This window comes from Caecibacteroides pullorum (assembly GCF_019239235.1).
Taxonomy (GTDB): domain Bacteria; phylum Bacteroidota; class Bacteroidia; order Bacteroidales; family Bacteroidaceae; genus Bacteroides; species Bacteroides pullorum.
Genome location: NZ_JAAZTS010000007.1, coordinates 121,385 through 141,875 on the forward strand (window position 1 = coordinate 121,385; position 20,491 = coordinate 141,875).

At 44.8% G+C, this 20,491-nt stretch carries 22 protein-coding genes and 1 tRNA gene; 9 read left to right on the plus strand and 14 right to left on the minus strand.

Annotated elements, in window-relative coordinates; translation table 11 throughout:
* Positions 1 to 10: 10 nt before the first annotated feature.
* The 8 genes from HF894_RS07080 to HF894_RS07115 all read right to left on the minus strand — a co-directional run bounded on the left by HF894_RS07080 (position 11) and on the right by HF894_RS07115 (position 6,532).
* Positions 11 to 520 (minus strand): hypothetical protein, encoded by a 510-nt coding sequence (locus HF894_RS07080; protein ID WP_204972026.1) that lies wholly within the window; start codon positions 518 to 520, stop codon positions 11 to 13.
* 26 nt (positions 521 to 546) lie between these two features.
* On the minus strand, positions 547 to 954 hold the full coding sequence (gene tssD, locus HF894_RS07085; protein WP_204972027.1) for a type VI secretion system tube protein TssD: 408 nt from the start codon (positions 952 to 954) through the stop codon (positions 547 to 549).
* A gap of 96 nt (positions 955 to 1,050) precedes the next feature.
* Positions 1,051 to 1,449 carry a type VI secretion system tube protein TssD gene (tssD, locus tag HF894_RS07090; protein WP_072544429.1) on the minus strand — a complete coding sequence of 133 codons (399 nt, stop codon included), beginning with the start codon at positions 1,447 to 1,449 and terminating at the stop codon, positions 1,051 to 1,053.
* A 39-nt stretch (positions 1,450 to 1,488) separates the two neighbouring features.
* Positions 1,489 to 1,881 carry a type VI secretion system tube protein TssD gene (tssD, locus tag HF894_RS07095; RefSeq protein WP_072544428.1) on the minus strand — a complete coding sequence of 131 codons (393 nt, stop codon included), beginning with the start codon at positions 1,879 to 1,881 and terminating at the stop codon, positions 1,489 to 1,491.
* Between the two features lie 42 nt (positions 1,882 to 1,923).
* Positions 1,924 to 3,294 carry a hypothetical protein gene (locus HF894_RS07100; RefSeq protein WP_204972028.1) on the minus strand — a complete coding sequence of 457 codons (1,371 nt, stop codon included), beginning with the start codon at positions 3,292 to 3,294 and terminating at the stop codon, positions 1,924 to 1,926.
* 20 nt (positions 3,295 to 3,314) lie between these two features.
* Positions 3,315 to 3,779, minus strand: coding sequence for a hypothetical protein (locus tag HF894_RS07105; protein ID WP_204972029.1), 465 nt, complete (start codon positions 3,777 to 3,779; stop codon positions 3,315 to 3,317).
* A 54-nt stretch (positions 3,780 to 3,833) separates the two neighbouring features.
* Positions 3,834 to 6,284, minus strand: coding sequence for an AAA family ATPase (locus tag HF894_RS07110; RefSeq protein ID WP_204972030.1), 2,451 nt, complete (start codon positions 6,282 to 6,284; stop codon positions 3,834 to 3,836).
* 171 nt (positions 6,285 to 6,455) lie between these two features.
* Positions 6,456 to 6,532: transfer RNA gene (locus tag HF894_RS07115), tRNA-Met, on the minus strand.
* 273 nt (positions 6,533 to 6,805) lie between these two features.
* Here HF894_RS07115 and HF894_RS07120 point away from each other — a divergent pair.
* The 4 genes from HF894_RS07120 to HF894_RS07135 all read left to right on the plus strand — a co-directional run bounded on the left by HF894_RS07120 (position 6,806) and on the right by HF894_RS07135 (position 11,687).
* Positions 6,806 to 7,192: an START-like domain-containing protein gene (locus HF894_RS07120; RefSeq protein WP_075318843.1), complete on the plus strand. Its 387-nt coding sequence runs from the start codon at positions 6,806 to 6,808 to the stop codon at positions 7,190 to 7,192.
* Between the two features lie 76 nt (positions 7,193 to 7,268).
* A complete protein-coding gene (locus tag HF894_RS07125) occupies positions 7,269 to 9,173 on the plus strand; it encodes an LptF/LptG family permease (RefSeq protein ID WP_204972032.1) in 1,905 nt (634 codons plus the stop codon).
* A gap of 22 nt (positions 9,174 to 9,195) precedes the next feature.
* Positions 9,196 to 10,410: a bifunctional 3,4-dihydroxy-2-butanone-4-phosphate synthase/GTP cyclohydrolase II gene (locus HF894_RS07130; protein WP_075316872.1), complete on the plus strand. Its 1,215-nt coding sequence runs from the start codon at positions 9,196 to 9,198 to the stop codon at positions 10,408 to 10,410.
* Between the two features lie 83 nt (positions 10,411 to 10,493).
* Entirely contained in the window at positions 10,494 to 11,687 is a 1,194-nt protein-coding gene (locus HF894_RS07135; RefSeq protein WP_075316873.1) for a pyridoxal phosphate-dependent aminotransferase, read from the plus strand.
* A 31-nt stretch (positions 11,688 to 11,718) separates the two neighbouring features.
* Here HF894_RS07135 and HF894_RS07140 read toward each other — a convergent pair whose 3' ends face one another.
* Genes HF894_RS07140 through HF894_RS07150 form a run of 3 tightly spaced genes read right to left on the minus strand, consistent with a single transcriptional unit; the run spans position 11,719 to position 13,407 of the window.
* Positions 11,719 to 12,006, minus strand: coding sequence for a hypothetical protein (locus HF894_RS07140; protein WP_204972034.1), 288 nt, complete (start codon positions 12,004 to 12,006; stop codon positions 11,719 to 11,721).
* A gap of 4 nt (positions 12,007 to 12,010) precedes the next feature.
* Positions 12,011 to 12,343 (minus strand): DUF4907 domain-containing protein, encoded by a 333-nt coding sequence (locus HF894_RS15360; RefSeq protein WP_204970303.1) that lies wholly within the window; start codon positions 12,341 to 12,343, stop codon positions 12,011 to 12,013.
* A gap of 2 nt (positions 12,344 to 12,345) precedes the next feature.
* Positions 12,346 to 13,407, minus strand: a complete 1,062-nt coding sequence (locus tag HF894_RS07150) for a Kelch repeat-containing protein (protein ID WP_204972036.1) — start codon at positions 13,405 to 13,407, stop codon at positions 12,346 to 12,348.
* Between the two features lie 188 nt (positions 13,408 to 13,595).
* On the opposite strand from HF894_RS07150, the gene HF894_RS07155 reads away from it, so the two are divergent.
* From HF894_RS07155 to HF894_RS07165, 3 genes are all read left to right on the plus strand, one after another.
* Positions 13,596 to 14,912, plus strand: a complete 1,317-nt coding sequence (locus HF894_RS07155) for a DUF4270 family protein (RefSeq protein ID WP_021846945.1) — start codon at positions 13,596 to 13,598, stop codon at positions 14,910 to 14,912.
* Entirely contained in the window at positions 14,909 to 16,123 is a 1,215-nt protein-coding gene (locus HF894_RS07160) for a hypothetical protein (protein ID WP_246593163.1), read from the plus strand. Before HF894_RS07155 ends, HF894_RS07160 begins: the two co-directional genes overlap by 4 nt.
* 91 nt (positions 16,124 to 16,214) lie before the next feature.
* Positions 16,215 to 16,967, plus strand: coding sequence for a LytR/AlgR family response regulator transcription factor (locus HF894_RS07165; protein WP_234983985.1), 753 nt, complete (start codon positions 16,215 to 16,217; stop codon positions 16,965 to 16,967).
* A gap of 122 nt (positions 16,968 to 17,089) precedes the next feature.
* Here HF894_RS07165 and HF894_RS07170 read toward each other — a convergent pair whose 3' ends face one another.
* Together HF894_RS07170 and HF894_RS07175 are read right to left on the minus strand one after the other, a co-directional pair.
* Positions 17,090 to 17,260, minus strand: a complete 171-nt coding sequence (locus tag HF894_RS07170; RefSeq protein WP_021846942.1) for a DUF362 domain-containing protein — start codon at positions 17,258 to 17,260, stop codon at positions 17,090 to 17,092.
* Positions 17,261 to 17,404: 144 nt separating this feature from the next.
* Entirely contained in the window at positions 17,405 to 19,216 is a 1,812-nt protein-coding gene (locus tag HF894_RS07175; RefSeq protein ID WP_204972038.1) for a DNA polymerase III subunit gamma/tau, read from the minus strand.
* Between the two features lie 195 nt (positions 19,217 to 19,411).
* On the opposite strand from HF894_RS07175, the gene HF894_RS07180 reads away from it, so the two are divergent.
* Positions 19,412 to 19,720 carry an FtsB family cell division protein gene (locus tag HF894_RS07180; protein WP_021846940.1) on the plus strand — a complete coding sequence of 103 codons (309 nt, stop codon included), beginning with the start codon at positions 19,412 to 19,414 and terminating at the stop codon, positions 19,718 to 19,720.
* Positions 19,720 to 20,067 carry a hypothetical protein gene (locus tag HF894_RS07185; protein WP_204972040.1) on the plus strand — a complete coding sequence of 116 codons (348 nt, stop codon included), beginning with the start codon at positions 19,720 to 19,722 and terminating at the stop codon, positions 20,065 to 20,067. The genes HF894_RS07180 and HF894_RS07185 overlap by 1 nt, the downstream gene beginning before the upstream one ends.
* A gap of 232 nt (positions 20,068 to 20,299) precedes the next feature.
* On the opposite strand, the gene HF894_RS07190 is transcribed toward HF894_RS07185, so the two are convergent.
* Positions 20,300 to 20,491, minus strand: a 192-nt coding sequence (locus HF894_RS07190; RefSeq protein WP_204972042.1) for a hypothetical protein, incomplete at its 5' end; no start/stop codon positions are given.

The window sequence follows — 20,491 nt, forward strand, 5'->3', positions numbered from 1 at the left end:
ACTGTTAAGATTAGAAATTGATATACAGTTCCTTTTGATAGCTGTCGCTACCGATGTAGGTAATTGATTTGGTCAACAGTCTGATGCCAGTCATCATCAAGTTGACATTTTCTTCTTCCTCTTCGGAAAAGAAGGGTGAAGTTTCAGGATGAGAAGCACCAAAGACTTCGTCTACACTGATGACGTAGCCAGTTACGACCAGTCCGCTGTCGTAGTCGCTCAATGTGTTTTCTCCTTCGTCTGTACGGAAGGTCGCGTTGAAAACGATCGAGAAACACGACTCTGTATGCTCGTCCAGCCGTTTGTATATTTCTTTCAGGTAACCGTCCGGTAAGGATTTGATTTGGAGTTGCAGGGTAGTAGTCTGGGTAGGGCCGTAAGGCATTCCCCTGTCATTCCTTTTTCTGGCACATTCATAATGGAATTGTTGCAGCGTGAAGCCTTGCTCTCTTTTGACTTTGGTTTCACGGATGTCGTCGAAATAAAGAGAGGCTTTCTGGTTATTTGAGATGTTTTGCATAGAAGGTCTTAATTTGAGGGTTTGCTTTATTGGAATTCAGTCTCGTCAATCTCCAGTTTCTTCACCATGATGCCCAGTTTGAGCTGATGGCGGTTGGTGTCGCTGATATTATAGATTTCGTCAATCGAAAAGCATTTGGCATCCTCAAACTTGAAGGTTCGTGTCGTTATGTCGTATTTGGCAGACTGGTTGGTCAGATCGACTACGACTTTGCCGGACAATGAAGTCTGGTCGATGTACCATTCAAATAGCATGAGGTCGTTTTTGCCGGGAGCGATAACCGACAGGATAAGCTGGTCGCACCGCGGATTATCGTCGGGGGTGTAGGAATTGTGATGTCTTGATACTTTGACCTCGCATTGGACTACCCGATACGTGTTGGTATAGGTGCCTGAGGCGTTATCCCCCAAATATAGGTTTGCAAATAAGGACATAACGGGATGTTTATTACTTTGTGTCTTTTAACTTTATCTCCCCGACAAAAAATGTCGGGGAGGTGATAAGGTGCCGGCGGATGGCGGCTATAAGCTTTATTTCCAAGGGTTCTGGAAATCAACGGGACCGTTCTTCAGTTCTTGGCAAACGATTTGCAGTTGCTCGAAGTGTTCCTCGCCATCTTCCCATTTTTCCAGATAGTGCACGCAATAGCATCCTGTGCCTTCCAGTTCCTTCATCGTAGAACCGTCGATGGTGTTGTAGAAGGTAATCTTGATATCACGTGGATCGTTGGGTGACAGCATCCATTGCAACAACTGGTTGTTGCCGTCGTTCATAGCTTTGACACGGATGTCAATACGGCCACCTCTGGGGATACCGGAGATTTGGCCTTCACGGTCGGTCGTCTGTGAGAAAGTGTAGTCGATCATCATGACTTCACGGGTCTCGAAATCTTTTACCGATAATTGTACCGGGGTTATGTTTTCTGCCATAGTGTTTCTGTTTTTTTAGTTTGACATCATGTTCTGAACTTAAGCCCAGTCGTTTTCAAAAACAACAGACTCGAATTCAATCTTTTGACAGGTGATTTCGATTTCCTCGAAATGACCTTTCTTGTCTTCCCATTTTTCCTCGAAGTTTACGCAATAACCGTTGGTGAACTTGATCGTCTTCATGTTCTTGCCGGTTTTTGTTTCCAGGAAAGTGATTACACCGTTTTTGGGCAGGTTGCGTTCGATCATCCATGCCAACAAATCGGGGGTACCGTCATTAAGAGCTTTTACACGGATGTTGATTTTACCACCACGGGGAATACCCGACATCTGGCCTTCTACGTCAGTAGCCTGGTCAAATTCGTATTTAACCATCATGACTTCGCGTTCCTTATAGCCGTCAACTTCTAATTTTACAGGTGTCTTTGCCATAATCTTACGTTTTTAAAGTATGTTTATAGAATAAAATTGGATTTATGCCATTTGAGCATCCTTGTCTTTCTTGTCTGCAGAAACTTTGATAATGAAATTTTTGGCCGAGTAGAAAGGAGTCAGGCTGATGTCGCATGTGATACGTTTAGTTACCGGATCCTGTGTCGGCTCTTTGATTTCATAATTCTGGAACAAGTTGCCGTAGCCCTTGTAGTCGTTCAGGAAGGCCTGAATTTTTGCTTTCAAGTTTTTGGGAGAGTTATAGGGATCCCAGTTCTCGAGAGCTACTTCGTGTACGTAGTTCATCAGTACTTTCTTGACCCAGTCGAATACGCGGACGATGGGGTATTCTTTCATGGCGGTGTTGTCGCCGTTGTAGAGGGTTGTATTGTTGAAAGCCATTACACGTCCTTCAGAGTATACCATTGGAATGACTTGATTGTCCATCAGGGCAGCTATCTCAGACTTCAGCAAGTCCAGTTTGACTCCCTTGACACCGTCGAGCGTACCGTATTTCTTACCACCGGCTCCCTGGGCCATGTTGGCGCTTTCGTCATACAGCTTTCCTGCTAATGCACCAGAACTGCAAATATAAAATGCAGGACTGTCTTTCTCGTCTTCTGACAGTTTTTCAGAATCACGTCCAACAAGCCAGTTTGCGGTCATAATGACATTTTGCAGTTCGATGTCGCTATCGCGGTAGCCTTCTGTGTTGGCTTGCAAGTCATCAAATGAATATTCGTCGGCATGGTCTGTGATCAACATGACTTTGTATTTGAAGGCTATTTTGGCCCATTGCAACAAAGTTGGTTTGTCTTGGAATACATTGCCGGGAACAACCATCAAGCTGTAGCAATCTTTCAGGCTCAGACGGTCGAAACCGTTGCGTAGCAAGGTATCTACTTCTTGAGCAAATCCTGAATCGCTGTCAGCAATATCGTCTTTGTATACATTGATGATACGCAGATTTTTCACTTTGTCTGTATTGGCGTTCTTGAAGAAACTGTCAAGAGCTCGATAAGAACGTTCCAAATTGGCTGTTGCATAGAGAGCGTCCGTGATGCCCTGGCTAAGAACTTTGGTGTACTTATCTTCTTTGGCTTTGCAGGCGTCTACAAACTCGGACGCGCTTTCGTGGCCTTCGTTGAGTATCTCGAGCCAGCCTTTAATGTCGTTTATCAGGTTTTCCCGTTTATCCTTAAAACGTTTGTCTGACAAGAATACGGCTTTTGCAGCCTTGCGCGCAGGGTTCAGGTTGTCTGCATCGGGCATGAAACCACGGATGGCATTGAAGCCTCCGAATGCAGATAATAGTTGGGATACATCTTTTGACTGGGCCGGTTGCTGGGGCTGTTTTACTTCGCCGGCACCTTGTGATGCGCTATTGCTTTTTTGTAATTCTGCTTCTGGCATATTATTGATTATTTAGTGGTTTATTTATTATTTTCCAATTCTTCCAGCATGGCTTGCAGCATCTCTTTCAGTTCTTCTTTAGCAGTACTGTCTTTCAAGATGTCTCTCAGCTTTCTGTTTTGTTCGATACTTTTGCGGATTTTGCTGTTGGTGTCGATTTTCTTTTTCACACTTGAGAGGAACTGGCTGTTTTCAACAAGTCTGCCTTTTCCTCCCTGGGCTTCAAAGTCGCGAAGTTCACTGAAATGGAGTACTTCATTTACCGAACCACCTTCTTCGTCCACAAAGTCGACTTCGACGGACGGTTTGAAGTGGGCAAATGCGTCGTTGATGTTTTGGATATCTTCTACAAACTCCGGATTGCCCGGTTCTGCGTCTGATGTGTATTGGTCGATCATCAACGTCTTGTTGTTGTCAATGGGGGTGACTTTTGCATTGGATTCTTCATCTGGAGCCATCGAGATGAAATTCTCTTTCATTGCCATAAGATTCTTGTTTTTTAGGGTTATTATTTATAGGATTTATACATTCATCTAATATTAGAGTGTTATAAACTCCGGTTTTCCTTCTTTCATCCGGACTTCAACAGTATCGCCTGATTTGATTTTGCCGGAAATGATCAGTTTGGATAGCGGGTGTCTGAGCTCCTTGCGTATGATACCAATAACGGGGCGTGCACCATATTGTGGGTTGAATCCCATCATAGCGATATCTCGTTTGGTTTCTTGAGTGATATTGAGTTTGATATCTTGCTCTTCCAATAACTTTAGCAGTCCCTTCAGGTGTATGTCGAAAATACGTGTAACGGTTTCTTCTGTAATCGGTGAGAAGGGAACGATTTCCGTCAGACGTCCCAGGAATTCGGGCCTGAAATAGTTTTGCATGATGTCCATCAGGTCGTTGTTCTGAGGGATGGTTCCTTTGTTGAACGAATCAACGATAAATTGGCTGCCGATATTGGAGGTGAACAGAATCAAGGCGTTTGAAAAATCGCCTACACGGCCCAGACGGTCATGCAGCTTGCCTTCATCCAAAATCTGGAGGAATAAATCAAATACAGACTTGTGAGCTTTCTCGATTTCGTCAAATAGTACTACGGAATAGGGCTTTTGGCGGATTTTATTTACCAAAAGACCACCTTCTTCATAACCAACATATCCCGGAGGTGCTCCGTAAAGTAATGCGACGGAATGTTCTTCCTTGAATTCTGACATATCGAAACGGATAAGGGCGGATTCGTCTTCGAACAGGAATGCTGCCAATGCTTTGGACAATTCAGTCTTACCGGTTCCGGTTGGACCAAGGAAGAAGAAGGAGCCCATGGGTTGTCCTTTCTTGTTCAGACCTGAACGAGATTCAAATACGGCGTCGAGCACGATTTTAACTGCATGATCTTGTCCGACTACCCGCTTCTTCAGCGTAGCTTCCGCATTGATGAGGCGGTCTCGTTCTTTTGATTGGACTTTACCCAAAGGAATGCCAGTCTGTTTGGCTACTACAGCGAATAGGTCTGAACTGTCAAGTTCAGTACGTTTTTGCTGACACATCTGAGCGAGCTGGTCAAGAACTTTTTTCAAGTAATCAATTCGTTCCTGAGCAGTAGCTATCTTGCTGAATTCGCTGTCTGCATCCAGTTGTGCCATCAAAATACAACTGATCTGGTTGATCAGCTTGTAGTGCAGCCATTCCAGTTCGGTCATCATCTGGCCGTTCTCCTTGGTGCCGATCTGCTCCGCCAGTTGCGTCAGCTCGGCCTGCAGGCTGGCTATGTCGTTGGCCGACATGTCGTTCATGGTCTTTACCAGTGCCATCGTGCGGTCTATCAAGTCGAAGGCGGAATCTGGTAAGGCTTTCTCTGTCAGATAGCGTTTGGCCAGTCGGATGGCATCTACCATGACTGGTTCGTCCACGTTCAGGTGATGGTATTCGGAATAGGTGCCTAAAGCTCCTTTCAGAATACGGAGACACAGGTCGGCATTAGGCTCTTCAAGCGTAATCTTTTCGAGCTTGGTGACGAACTCCTTGTCTGTTTCGATATTTTTGGTATATCCGTCAATGGACGAGGTACAGAGTAGCAGAAGATTGCCTTTGTTCAATTCCTGTTTTAAGATGGAAGAAGCTCCATACAGGCTATTTTGTTTGTCAAATAGCTTGTCTATAGACTCGATAATTAAAATTGCATTGGGTTGTTCTTTGATTTCCCGTAACAGGTTTTTGAAGCGGTCTTCCAGCTCTCCTTTATAAGAAGCGTCTGCGCCAATGCTGGCCAAATCCAGTTCGTAGGCGGCAGCATTACTTAGGAATGACGGTACATGTCCATCAAATAGTTGGCGGACAAATGCGTTGATGAGGGATGTCTTTCCTACTCCAGATTCGCCTGTAATTAACAGATTGGACTTGGTTTTGCGTCCCAATATTTCGAAAATAACTGATATTTCGTTTTCAAATCCTATCACGATGGGTAGTTTCCCGGACTTAGCTTCATTAATCTTATCTATGCAATATTTGCTGATAAGTCCATTTTCTTTGCTCGAAGAAGTTTGTCCGGCTCTACTACCTGTTTCACTTGTATTTGTAGCATGTGCGGAAACTCCTATTTTGTTTTGAATTTCGGAAACGGTAAGGGGTAATGTTTTCAATTGTTCGAATGTGAAGCCAACGCCAGGCGTAACTAACGATGCTAGTATGCAGGCAGGTTCGCATTCTGCAAATCCGAATTTCTCTTTATACTCTTCAGCTTCTTCCATGACGGTTATAGCTTCTTTGGAGTAGTCCAAATCTCTTTGTGGTCTGGCTGCCCGTGGTGAAAGCTGCATTTGTATATCGGCCCATTCTTGCAGATAATAATAATCTTTATCGAGATCTGTCTCAATAAAATGAACTAAACCTACACTTTTGTGTAATATGGCTTTAAACAAATGAGAGGGATAGATTGCGTCGCTACAATATTCCTCGGCGAAAGATTTCGCAATGTCCTTGATGTTGCTCATCGTTTTGATATTTTGAAGGTTCTATGGCTACTTGTCGTAAAAAACATTTTCGCAAATATAAGAAAAAAAAGAAATATTTTGGGTGTTGGCGACCTTTTTTAGCCAAAAGAAGTGAGGAAATAAAAAAAAGACCGCCAAGTGTGGAAGCCACTCAACAGTCTGAATTTTTTGTGGTAGCGGGACCCGGGATTGAACCGGGGACCTCATGATTATGAATCATGCGCTCTAACCAGCTGAGCTATCCCGCCATTGTTTCTCGATTGCGGGTGCAAAGATACGGCTTTTATTTAAACCTCCAAAATATTTCTCTCTTTTTTCTTCTTTTTTTGTGCTTTGTGGTACAAAACGATTGGGCTGGAGATGATTATTGAGAAAAGTTGGTTCTTTATGAATGAGTGTATGTGGTTTACAATCAGATTACTATGTTGTTTGTGTGATAGCAGGGATTATAAAAATGCAAAATAGTTTTCCGTAATTAGAAATAAAGTTATATCTTGGCGACGCAATTGAACAATGAAATCATGGAAAAGCAGAAAATACATTTGCAGTATCCGTTGAATGCGACTTCCAAGACAATTCTTTGGAATGCAATCAGTACTCCAAGTGGTCTGGAAGGCTGGTTTGCCGATGGTGTTCAGTCGGATAACAAGACTGTGACTTTTTTTTGGGGAAAAACAGAATCGAGAAGTGCTGAAATAATAGCAGTACGTGCTTATTCTTTCATTCGTTTTCGGTGGACAGATTTGAAAAATTCACGGGATTATTTTGAATTCAGAATGTCCAACAGTGAACTGACTAATGATTTCACACTTGAAATCATAGATTTTGCGGCTGAAAACGAAGTCGATGATATGCGTGAATTGTGGGATTCGCAAGTGGAAACCTTGCGTCGGGTATGTGGCTTTTAGTTAACTTTCAATTAAAAATTTCACATACTCCCATTTTTATACTACTTTTGTGCCTTCATCGTATGAGATAAGTAACATGCTGCGCATAAAAAAGTTAGATATATTTATTCTGAAGAGTTTTTGCCTGCTTTTTGCCGGTACCTTTTTCATTTGTCTTTTCATCTTCATGATGCAGTTCCTATGGAAATATGTGGATGAAATGGTGGGAAAGGGATTGGAAATGACGGTACTGGGACAGTTTTTCTTTTATTCGGCTTTGACATTGGTTCCTGCGTCCTTGCCGCTTGCTGTCCTGTTGGCGGCTCTTATCACTTTCGGTAACTTTGGTGAACGCTTTGAATTGCTTGCCATGAAGGCGGCTGGTATTTCTTTGGCTAGGATTATGAGGCCGCTGATTGTTTTCATAACGTTCATTTGTTGTGTTTCCTTTTACTTTCAGAATGTCATAGGTCCTAAGGCTCAGACAAAATTGTGGACCTTGTTAATTTCCATGAAGCAGAAATCGCCCGAATTGGATATTCCTGAGGGTGTTTTTTATGATGAAATCGATGGTTATAATTTGTATGTAAAGAAGAAGGATCGCGATACGGGTATGCTTTATGATGTGCTGATCTATAATTTTGAGAAGGGATTCGAGAATGCACAAATTATTAAATCCGATTCAGGACGTCTGGAAATGACAGCTGATAAGCAGCATTTGTATCTGCATCTATATAATGGCGAACAATTCGAGAACCTGAAATCTCAGAACATGAGTCAAAAGAATGTTCCTTATCGTCGGGAGACATTTAGGGAAAAGCATGCTATTATTGAATTCGACTCAGACTTTAATATGGCCGATGAGGGAATTATGAGCGGACAGTCGAACAGTAAAGACATGCGTATGCTTCAGGCGGGTATTGACTCGATGACCGTGCGCAATGATAGTATCGGAAGGGCGTATTATAAGGAGGTTATGGCGAATACGTACAGTGTTTCTACATCATCGCTGTCGAAAGCGGATACGCTGAAGATTCAAGAAGCTAATTTGGCCTATTACGATGTGGATAGCTTGTATGCCTCGAAGACGTTGGCAGAGAAGCAGACGATTGTAAATGCGGCAATCAACCGCGCACAGAGTGTAGGGAGTGACTGGAGTTTCAAAAGCTTCAATATTTCGTCTACTGACACCAGCTTGCGCCGTCACATGACTGCCTGGCATGAGAAACTGACGCTTTCGTTGGCTTGCCTGATATTCCTTTTTATCGGAGCTCCTTTAGGAGGCATTATTCGTAAAGGAGGGCTTGGTATGCCGGTTGTAGTGTCAGTGGTCATATTCATTATCTATTATATTATAAACAATACCGGCTATAAAATGGCTCGAGACGGTAAGTGGATTGTTTGGATGGGTATGTGGACCAGTACGGCTGTGTTGGCACCTCTTGGCGCCTTCCTTACCTATAAATCGAACAATGACTCTGTGGTGTTGAACGCAGATGCCTATATCAACTGGTTTAAGAAAATTGTCGGAATACGCAGTGTACGTCACTTGTTCCGTAAGGAAGTCATTATCCATGATCCTGATTATAACCATTTGCCTGCCGATTTGGAGGCATTGTCTGCACAATGTCGTGAATATTTAGAGAAACGCAATCTGAAACGTGCGCCGAATTATCTGAACTTATGGATGTCGGAAGGACGTGACGAAGAAGTGGAAAAGATCAGTGACCGCATGGAAGAGTTGGTTGAGGAAATGGCAAATACCCGTTCGGTCAGTTTGCTGATGGTGCTGAACAATTATCCGATCATTCCTGTTCATGCACATACGCGTCCTTTCCGCAATTATTGGCTCAATCTGGCTTGCGGTATTGTTTTGCCAGTGGGACTTTTCTTTTATTTCCGCATTTGGGCTTTCCGATTGCGCTTATACAAAGATCTGGAACGTATCATCAAGACTAACAATGACGTGGTCTTGCTGATAGAAAAAGACAAGAATAAATAACCATTATATATTGACGAGAGGTATGGAAAAAGTAAAGCTGAATACCATTGAAGAAGCCATTGAAGACTTCAAGGTTGGTAATTTTGTGATAATAGTGGACGATGAGGACCGCGAGAATGAGGGCGACCTGATTATTGCGGCCGAGAAGATCACGCCAGAAAAAGTGAACTTCATGTTGAAGCATGCGCGTGGTGTGCTTTGTGCCCCGATCACCATATCGCGTTGCAAGGAGTTGGATCTGCCTCACCAGGTGGCTGACAATACTTCGGTACTGGGAACTCCTTTTACTGTAACTATTGATAAGTTGGAAGGATGTTCTACCGGCGTTTCTGCTGCCGATCGAGCAGCCACTATCCAGGCACTGGCCGATCCTGCGTCGACACCTGCCACTTTTGGCCGGCCGGGACACATCAATCCGCTTTATGCACAGGAAAAGGGTGTTTTGCGTCGTGCAGGACATACAGAAGCTACTATCGACATGTGTCGTTTGGCCGGGCTTTATCCGGCTGGAGCTTTGATGGAAGTGATGAGTGACGACGGTACTATGGCTCGCTTGCCTGAGTTGCGTAAAATGGCTGATGAATATGGTCTGAAGCTGATTTCCATTCATGACCTGATTGCTTATCGCCTGAAGCAGGAGTCTATCGTTGAGAAAGGAGTAGAGGTGAGCATGCCTACTGCGTATGGTGATTTCCGTTTGATAGCTTTCCGTCAAAAGTCCAATGGCCTGGAGCATGTAGCTCTGTTTAAGGGAACGTGGGCGCCTGATGAACCGATTCTGGTTCGTGTACATTCCTCGTGTGCGACAGGCGATATCTTTGCATCCAAACGTTGCGATTGCGGTGAACAGCTTCATAAGGCTATGGAGATGATCGAAAAGGCTGGAAAAGGAGTGGTGGTGTACCTTAATCAGGAAGGTCGTGGTATCGGACTGATGGAGAAAATGAAAGCTTACAAGTTGCAGGAAGACGGCATGGATACTGTAGATGCCAACATTTGTCTGGGTCATTTGGCTGATGAACGCGATTATGGTGTCGGAGCCCAAATCCTTCGCGAACTGGGTGTGCATAAAATGCGTCTGATGACTAACAATCCTGTGAAGCGTGTCGGTCTTGAGGCTTATGGACTGGAAATAACGGAGAATGTTCCCATTGAGACGACACCGAATCAGTATAACGAACGCTATTTGCGTACGAAGAAGGAACGCATGGGGCATACGTTGCATTTGAATAAGTAAAATGCCTTTTTGTTTTCCTGTATCAGAGAAAATCTGTTATTTTGCAGCTGGAAAGCTAATAACTATATAAATATAGAAACAAAATGAATCAATTATCAGATCGTTTGAACAGTCTGTCGCCTTCCGCGACACTGGCTATGTCTCAGAAAAGCGCCGAGCTGAAGGCTCAGGGCGTAGATGTAATTAACTTGAGTGTCGGCGAACCTGACTTTAATACGCCTGACCACATTAAAGAGGCTGCCAAGAAAGCAATTGACGAGAACTACTCGCGTTATTCTCCTGTTGCCGGTTATCCTGCCTTGCGCAATGCCATTGTGGCTAAACTGAAGAATGAGAACGGTCTGGAATATACGGCCGCTCAGATTTCTTGTGCCAATGGTGCTAAGCAGTCAGTGTGCAACACGATTCTGACGCTGGTCAACCCTGGCGACGAAGTGATTGTACCGGCTCCCTATTGGGTTAGCTATCCGGAAATGGTAAAGTTGGCCGAAGGAAAGCCTGTTATTGTGACTGCAGGTATCGAGCAAGAATTTAAGATTACTCCTGCTCAGCTGGAAGCTGCCATTACACCGAAGACCAAGGCTCTGATTCTCTGTTCTCCATCGAACCCGACAGGTTCTGTTTACAGTGCTGAAGAACTGGCCGGACTGGCTGCCGTACTTGAGAAGCATCCGCAGGTGTATGTCATCGCAGATGAAATTTATGAGCATATTAACTATATTGGCCGTCACCACAGCATTGCCCAGATTCCGTCGATGAAGGAACGTACGGTCATTGTCAATGGTGTGTCGAAAGCGTATGCTATGACAGGCTGGCGTATTGGTTTCATTGCCGGTCCCGAATGGATTGTGAAAGGCGTGAACAAGCTGCAGGGACAGTATACGTCTGGTCCTTGCTCCGTGTCACAGAAAGCTGCTGAAGCGGCTTACACAGGCACACAGGTGCCGGTAGAGGAAATGCGTCAGGCTTTCCAACGTCGTCGCGATCTCATTGTGAAGTTGGCTAAAGAAGTGCCGGGCTTCGAAGTGAATGTTCCCGAGGGTGCTTTCTACCTCTTCCCCAAGTGTAGCTCGTTCTTCGGCAAGGCAGCTGGTGAGCGTAAGATCAATAATTCTGATGATCTGGCTATGTACCTGCTTGAAGTGGGTCATGTGGCTTGCGTGGGCGGAACTTCGTTCGGTGCTCCTGAGTGTATTCGCATGAGTTATGCTACGAGCGACGAGAACATCGTGGAGGCTATTCGTCGTATTAAGGAGGCGTTGGCTGCATTGAAATGATAAAGTAAGGGGGAGTTTAGCTTGTTTCCTTTTAGATAAAAAGTTTTCCCAGTTGGAGATATCTTTTTCTCCAACTGGGAATTTCTTTTTCTCTGACTGAAGAAAAATGTTCCCGAACGGCATACTGCGCAAGAGGTTGCGCAGGGTCTTGTTCCCGAACGGCAGGCTTCGCAAGGGGTTGCGCGGGGTCTTGTTCCCGAACGGCGGTTCTCGCAAGGGGTTGCGCGGGGTGCTGTTCTCGAACAGCGGGTTTCGCAAGGGCTTGCCCGATATCCTGTTCTCGAACGGCTGGTTTCAGTGCTTGTTTTCCTCTTGCCATAAGATTAATGGCTGTTTTTGTTTAAGCAGTTCTGTACTTCTTCGCGAGTCAGCGTAGGCGATTTCCCCTCAGAGAGCTTTTGTACGACCAGCTGACCGGTGTTCTTTGCTTGTGTTTCTGTCGGAAAGGTCCTACGTCCTCCAATGGCTGGGATGAAAGGCTGATAGATCAGGGTATCGCTACCTTGTAGTATTACGTAACCATATCCTTGTGCTGTAGGGAAAGGGCTGCAGGTGAAAAGTTGCTGTCTGTCCTGCATCTTTCGCCCTGTACAGAAACACAGGCATAAGCTCATTAAGAGCAATATGCCTGTAGATGCCTGGTGTGTTTGTTTCATGGTCAGACGTCTTCTTCTTCATCAGGGAGTAGTTCGTAAATGTCGTCAAAGTAACTGCTTCCGCTTTGTCCTGTCAGGATGAAACCACGGCTTCCGTTGGAAAAAGCAACTGCTCCGTCGCGTGAAGAGGCTCCCGAAGCATAGTTGTGCACGTTGGTCAGTGGGGTGAAGTCGTCGTCGGAGTCACCGTACCATAAATCCTGGTCGGGGTCGTACATCCAGTAGTCGCTGGTCACGCCGCTGCGGTATCCTGTTGCGATATAGCCCAATCCGTTAATACTGAAGGAAACAGTATTGTATCGGGTGATGGCATAATCGTCATCATAGTCTTCGTCTTCGTTTGTATTGGCAATGTCGCGTAGTTGTGTCCAGGTGTTTCCGTCGAATTTCCAGAAATCTACCAGGTTGGTTCCATTGTTTTCGCCGCAGCAGATGTAGGCCATGTCATCAATGACGAAGGCGGTTCCATAACGCCGTTTCTCACCTCCATATCCGTTGACAATTTCCCATTGAGAGCCGGCTGCCGCATTGGGGTTAAAACGATAGAAGTCGAGCATCCAGCCTATTGTATCATCATTGTATCCTGTCCCGACATAGCCGTATCCGCCTATGGCGAAAGCCAGGGCTCCTTCGCGTGCTCCTCCCTTGAAGTCGTCTTTCTGTGTCCAAGTGTCGGTGCTGGGGTCGTATTCCCAAGTGTCGCTGATGTACGTTACCATGGTTCCGTCTTTTTTGTCGCCTGTGGTGACATATCCTTTTCCGTTCACGGCAAAGGCGGCCGCATATCTGCGTCCTTCTACAGGCATGGTTTCGCATTGCGTCCATGTTTCGCTGTCCATGTCAAATTCCCAAAGATCATTTAGAAATTCTTTGTTGGCGCCACGATATCCAGTGCATAAGTATCCTTTATTTCCGATTGTGAAACTGCAGGCATACGATCGGGCATAGCCGTTGTAGCTGACTTTCTTGATCCATTGTCCTTGTGTGGTTTCATCGTCTTCCGTACAGCCTGCCGCAAGGCAAATGACTGCCCATAACATTGTTCCTAATAATAGTCGGTTCATTTGTTTTTTTCTTTTGGTTATACTGGCTGCAAAAATAGATTTCTTGGCTGATGCAGGAAAAAACAATCGACCGGTGGCGTAAAATAATCGTTGAATGGCTTTACCGACAATCTGTGCCCGAATGTCGATTTTAGTAGGAGCGTATAATGCTTTTACTCTTTCTTTGCACCAAATCAAAGCAGATCGTGATGAGAAAGTTTTTGTATGTGTTTTTAGTATGCTTCGTGGGGCTTTATGCTTGTGTAGACGACAATTTGAGCCTAGGCAAGAGTTTGGTAGACAGCTCTTTTTATAATGTGTATGCAGACACCTGCACGGTGGATATCAGTACAGTCCTTTTGGATTCGATAGAGACACGGGGGGATAGTATTTGTCAGTTTGGCCATTATAAGGATACGTTATGGGGAGAAGTATTCGCGACTTATTATGCCGAGTATACGAAAGCTAGTTTTACACCTAATGCGGATCATGCCTATAGCCTTGATTCACTGGTGCTGAGGTTGATACCTTCGGGACATTTTTGGGGCGATACGCTGGCTTCGCAGCGCATCTCTGTTTATCGGCTGAAGTATCCGATTGTGCTGGATGACGATAGTGATTTGTATAATACGACTCGGCTTCAACTGTCTGATAGCCCCTTGTTTACATTTACTTATACGCCATACCCTGGCAGGAAGAAAGAAGTGGAAGTCAGATTGCCTGATGAGATGGGGCAAACGTTATTGGACGATCTTGTGGCGCAAGCTGATTATTTTGACACGCAGGATGGTTTTAAGAAAGAATTCCCCGGGCTGGCCTTGGTTGCAGAGTCGGATGGCAGTTGTATTACAGGGTTCATGGTGAACGATACGGCTATGAGCATTAATCTGCATTATCACGAGATTTCAAATACACAGACGGAGCAGACTTTGACATTTGCTGTTAATATGGATTATGCTTATACTGGCATTCGTTACGATCGTTCGGGAACTCCTTTAGACGGCTTGACGAGTGGAATTGAAAATCTGGTACACTCGGGTGATTTGGGATGCCGTGCTTACATACAGGGGCTTACAGGCTTTTACAATCAGCTGGAATTTCCTTTTTTGAATAATCTTGAGAATGCAGGGCAGATTGTCTCTGTCGAAGAAGCTACGCTTTATTTGTATCCTTTGGCGCGCAGTTACAATGTTGTCAGCCAGTTGCCCGATGAATTGCGTATTTATATCACCGATGCAAACAATGCGTTGGAAGATTACGTGTATGGAAGTGATGGTGTGACGGTGCAGACAGGTAATTTGACTGTGGACGAGGTGTATGGGAAGGAAACTTATTATTCTTTTGATTTGACAGAATTCATCCGTAATAATTTCGGCACGTCAGGTGTTAAACGTCAGAAACTTTTAATGAGTATGACGGACGAAGCCAGTGCCACTACTTTCAGTCAGGTGGTTTTCACCAATGACCCTTTGCAAGAGAGACAATGCAGATTGGATGTCAGATTTAAAACGTACAACGAACAATGAAATACGACTATTGGAAATTTTTATTGCTGGGATATATTGGCATGATAAGCTCTGTCATTGCGGCGCAGAATACGACCAACCAGCCTATTTCTATGTATGGAGTGGGAGAATTGAGTGCTTCCGATGGAGGAAGATACGCAGGAATGGGTAATATTGGCTTGGCCTTGAATCGTCCAGGCTTTCAGAACACCTTGAATCCGGCTGCTATAACACGCATGGATACTACCTGTTTCACCTTTGATGTGGGCGCTGCCATATCCTATGCGCACTACTCTTTCTTGAGTGAGCATAGCTCTAATTTTGCAGGCAATCCCAATCGTTTCAGCTTAGGCTTTCGTGTGATGCCGCGTTGGTACTTTATTGCAGGTGTCAATCCTTATAGTAGTGTAGGCTATATGATTCAGACTGAGGAGGAAATAGAAGGTATGCCTGGTAGCTATTTGTATTCCTTGTTCGAAGGTTCGGGAGGCCTTTATCGTTTTTATTTAACCAATACCTTTCTGTTGGGGAAAGGCCTTTCAGTTGGACTGAATGTCGGTATGGTAAGGGGGAAAATTACGCAAAGTGAAACACAGGAAGGAGCTGTGGTGGAATATGAATCTTCCAAACGTGCCTTTTATGCAGATTTGGGGTTGCATTATGAATATGCACCATCGGGTGGGGGGACCAGATGGGCAGTTGGTCTCGTTTTTGCACCTTCGTTCCCCATTGCACATGACAATACGCTCACTTATACAAACTCTTCAACAAGCGAGGGAGTGGATAAAGACTATTCCAGCCGAAGGCAGTATTTGCCTATGCATTGCGGGGTTGGACTTTCTCTGACGACAGAGCGCTGGGTAGTGGAAGCTGATTATAATTATGTAGATTGGAGTCATAATACTTCGGCTTATACTTCACTGAAATATGAGAACCAACATAAGGTAAATGTAGGGGCTATTTATATAACCCACCCCCGCAAACCACGTTCTACTGAATGGATGGGAGGAATAGGAGTCAGCAATTCTTATATTAATTTGAAGGGAGGAAGAATGCGGTATTGGGAGACTAGTTTAGGGGTAAGTTTCCCCATTCGTTATTCTTTTCTTTCGTTGGGAGCTTCGTGGAGAGAGCAGTTAAATTCACGAAGCGAATTGATGCAGGAAAGTCGGTTTAGTCTGAACCTGAATCTGACGTTTGGCGAGCGTATTTCGCGTTCGAAGCTGAAGTAGTGGATTTTCTAAATAAAATATAAATTCTCTTCTCTGTTTTGCAGTCTTTTGGAGTATGGCGCGTCTATTCTGCAAAGAAACAACAAAATAAATGATGAAACTGAATTGTGCCATTTTACATCAGGATGCAGGTCTTCAGGACCAATTGATGAAGTATATTGAAAAGGTTCCGTTCCTTTGTTGCTGTGGAGCTTATAATAATGCACTTGAGGCTTTGAAAGCTTATTATGAAAAGAAGGTGGAAGTTTATTTTATTGGAATTGGTACGGTGAAGGAAGGTGAGATTGACGGAAGAGATTTCTGTAAATTGTTAGACTTGTATACGCGCGTCATCTTCATAGCCGATACCGATCGCTATGCTGCCGAATGTTTTCGTCTGGATGCGTTGGATTATCTGGTGGAAGGTCCTGATTTTGCAACTTTCTTTCAGGCTGTTAGTAAGGCTTCACGCTGGTTTTCGGCGAGAGAAAATGGAAATCTTGGAGAAGAAAAGTCTGCTGTCAGCAAGGTTGATGTGCCTAAAGTGATTTATATAAGGGCAGATAATCGTATTCTCAGGCTTGAGTTGGATTGTATTGACTATATAGAAAGTTGTGGAGACTATGTAAAGGTTTATTATAGGGATATGTCAAAGCCTATATTGAGCCTTTGTAGCATGAAATATATGGAAGAACGTTTGCCCGTGGATCGTTTTATTCGCGTACATCGTTCTTATATTGTCCGCATGGATAGTGTTAGCATTGTTGAGGACAATTCTGTGATAGTAGGAGAAAAGAGTTTGCCGATAGGTGCTTCTTATCGGAAAAGGGTGAAAGATTATGTTTCCAGGTTGATGTTTTTGTGAGTTGATTGGTGTTGTGGCTTGTGTAGCCTTTTTGAAGGCAGGCAGGAACAGCGCTTTCCTGAAAAGGAAAAAAGGGATATGTCTGCTAGACATATCCCTTTATCTTTTCCTGAAAGATTGTATTATGCTCCCGGGTGGATAGCCTCAGAAGGACAAACATCAGCGCAAGTACCGCACTCTGTGCAAGCCTCAGGGTCGATAGAATATTTGTCACCTTCAGAGATAGCGCCTACCGGACATTCGTCGATACAAGTTCCGCAAGCAATACAATCGTCACTAATTACGTAAGCCATTTTTGTTCAAATTTTAAGTTATTATTAGTACTAATTATGTGGGACAAAAATAATGCTTTTCCACATTGGTTGTTGTGTTAGAATACCTTTTTTGTGTTAATTTGTTCGCTTTCTAAATAAGATACTTGTTTAAGCGATTGATAATTAATAGAGTTCGAGTCCAAGCTCTTCTTTTAGTTTCAAAAGTGCATTGTTTTTTTGTGCCATCATCTGAAATCTTTCTACACGGCTGTAAGCGCGGGTCTTTTCTGTCGGTGCGCTGACGCGTACTGTCATGGTCACTTTCCTGTTTTTCAGGCGGGTGCGCAGGTAGTCTTGAATGGCAGGTATCATGACGGTAAATTCTTTCGAGATGATTTCGTTGTCTACCGTTACTTCGAATGTAGTGTCGTTCAAAAGCGTGGGGCGCATGTTGTGCATACGCTTGGCAATAGCTACCTGTTCAACAGGAAGTTGGCCTGCATATTCTTGCCAGTAATAGTTGATATCGCGTTCGTTGAAGATGTAGTCTTCTTCGGGTTGTTGGGCCGTTGAAGATGTTGCCACAGGGGCGGTTGGCGCTTTGTCTGCTACAGTGGACGATGCTTGAGGGGGTTGTTTGATGGATACACCAAGCCCGCCCATCCGCATGACAGGGATTTTCTTCTCCTCTTTTTTTTCTTGTGCCAACAGGGTGGCAGCCATGGATTGAGGTGGCTGTGCCGGTTGGGTAGGCGCAGGCTTTGGGGCAGGTTGCGCCTGTTGGGGTTTCGATACGGATGGTTGTCTATCGGGTTGTGCTACCTGCGTAGTGGCTTGTGCGTTGAAAATGGGTTTGATTACTTGCTTAGGGCTACGCCCACCACTGATGGCTTCTTCCTCGCCCGAAGTGATCTGCGCCAGTTGTATCAGGGTCAGTTCAACCAGCAGGCGTTTGTTTTTGCTGGTACGATAGTTCAAGTCGCAGTCGTTGCAGAGCTTCATGGCGCGATACAGGAAGGGCAGGGGGCATTTTTGTGCCTGCACCTGATAGCGTTCGCGGATACTGGCTCCTACTTGAAGCAAGGGGAGGGTAGAAGCATCTTTGCTCACCAGCAGGTCGCGGAAGTGTGACGAAAGGCCTGTAATGAAATGGTTGCCGTCGAAACCTTTGTTCAATACGTCGTTGAACAGCAGCAATGAGTCGGTCACCTTGTTTGCCAGCAAATGGTCAGTCAGGCGGAAATAGTATTCATAATCGAGTACGTTCAGATTCTCGATGGTGTTTTGGTATGTAATGTTGCCTCCTGTGAAGCTGACCACTTGGTCGAAGATGGACAGGGCGTCGCGCATGCCACCGTCTGCTTTCAGCGCGATGATGTTCAAGGCTTCTGGTTCGGCCGTTACCCCTTCTTGAGAGGCCACGTAAGCCAGGTGCGCTATCGTGTCTTCCACGCTGATGCGGCTGAAGTCGTAAATCTGGCATCGCGAAAGGATGGTCGGCAGGATTTTATGCTTTTCAGTCGTAGCCAGGATGAAGATGGCATGCTGTGGCGGTTCTTCCAATGTTTTCAGAAAAGCGTTGAAAGCCGAAGTCGACAACATGTGCACCTCGTCGATGATATAAACTTTGTATTTCCCGATCTGTGGTGGAATTCGTACTTGCTCGACCAGTTGTCGGATGTCGTCGACCGAGTTGTTCGAGGCGGCATCCAGCTCATGGATGTTGTACGACCGTTGTTCGTTGAAGGCTCTGCACGACTCGCATTGGTTGCATGCCTCTCCGTTGGCGGTTGGGCTCATGCAGTTGATAGTCTTGGCAAAGATGCGGGCACAGGTTGTTTTACCCACGCCTCTCGGACCGCAGAAAAGGTAAGCGTGAGCCAGTTTTCCTGTGGCGATGGCATTCTTCAGCGTAGTGGTTAGGGCGCGCTGACCCACAACCGATTCAAAAGTGGACGGACGGTATTTTCGAGCCGATACAATATAGTTTTCCATATAATGCAGGATGTTCTTGTCACTAACACAATAGCGCAAAGATAATGGAAAGCCGAGGCAGTACAAAATATGTCGGGCTATTTTTCTTTTCCGATGCAGGATTGTGTGGCGAAAATATTGTCGGGAGAGATGCTTTTTCAGTAATTCGTCTTATCTTTGTGGCACGAAGTAATGGATTTTAATCGATAGCCGAAGATGGACAAATTGGTTTCCCTTTGGATGTTTGTTCGCAAGAACAAATACCTGATAACCATATTGGTGTTTGCTGTAATCGTCGTGTTTTTGGACGAAAACAGCATCCTACGCCGCGTGAAGTATGCCCACGAAGAGCAGGTTTTGCGCAGCGAGATAGAAAAATATCGTAACGAGTACGAAGAAAGTACCCGCCGTCTGGGCGAACTGGCGGTCGATTCGGGTGCCATCGAACGCGTGGCACGCGAAAAGTATCTGATGAAGAAGCCCAATGAAGATATTTATGTGTTTGACGAAGATTTAGAAGACTGATGAAACAGATGATGCAAGCTTTTATGCTGGTGGGAGCCGTCATGGCGCTGACAGGGGCGGCTGTCTACATTACAGGATGGGTGTTGGCCCCCTATGTCTATACGATTGGTGCCACCTTGTTCGCCTTGGGTCAGATCAATACACCTGCACGTGTGCAGAATGCCATTGTCCGGCGTCTACGTCGTCAGCAGATATTAGGTGCACTTATACTGGTACTGACAGGGGCTTTCATGCTATTTACGCATGGCAATGAATGGATTGTCAGTCTTACCATAGCGGCCATTCTGCAACTTTACACCTCTATTCGCATCCCACAAGAAGAGGAAAAGGAATTGAAGGGAGAATAACTTCTTCCTGCAATTCTATTTCCCTTTTTTCGTAAAGCACCGTTTTCCTCTCCTTAAATCATCGCTTTCCTTTCCCTAGCGCACTGTTTTCTTGTTTTGTTTCCATAGAACTTAACTGTAACAGTAATTGTAACGCGCGCGCCCATGCGCATGAAATATTATAATGTGTCGTCATTTCATCTTGTGCATTTCGTCTTTGAAAACCCTGCTATAAAACATACTTGTAAATCAGCTATTTGCGAAAAAAGTTCAAGAAAGTGTAGAAAAAAACCGTTTGTAAGCTTGCAGTTATCTGAATAAGCTGTACTTTTGCATCCGCTTTCGGAAACGAAGCGGTGATACTTGACATGCTGTTGCAGGTGATTTTGGATGAAGTTGTCCTTTTGCGGCAAGTGACTTTCCCGCCTTTCGCATGAGAGAGGCC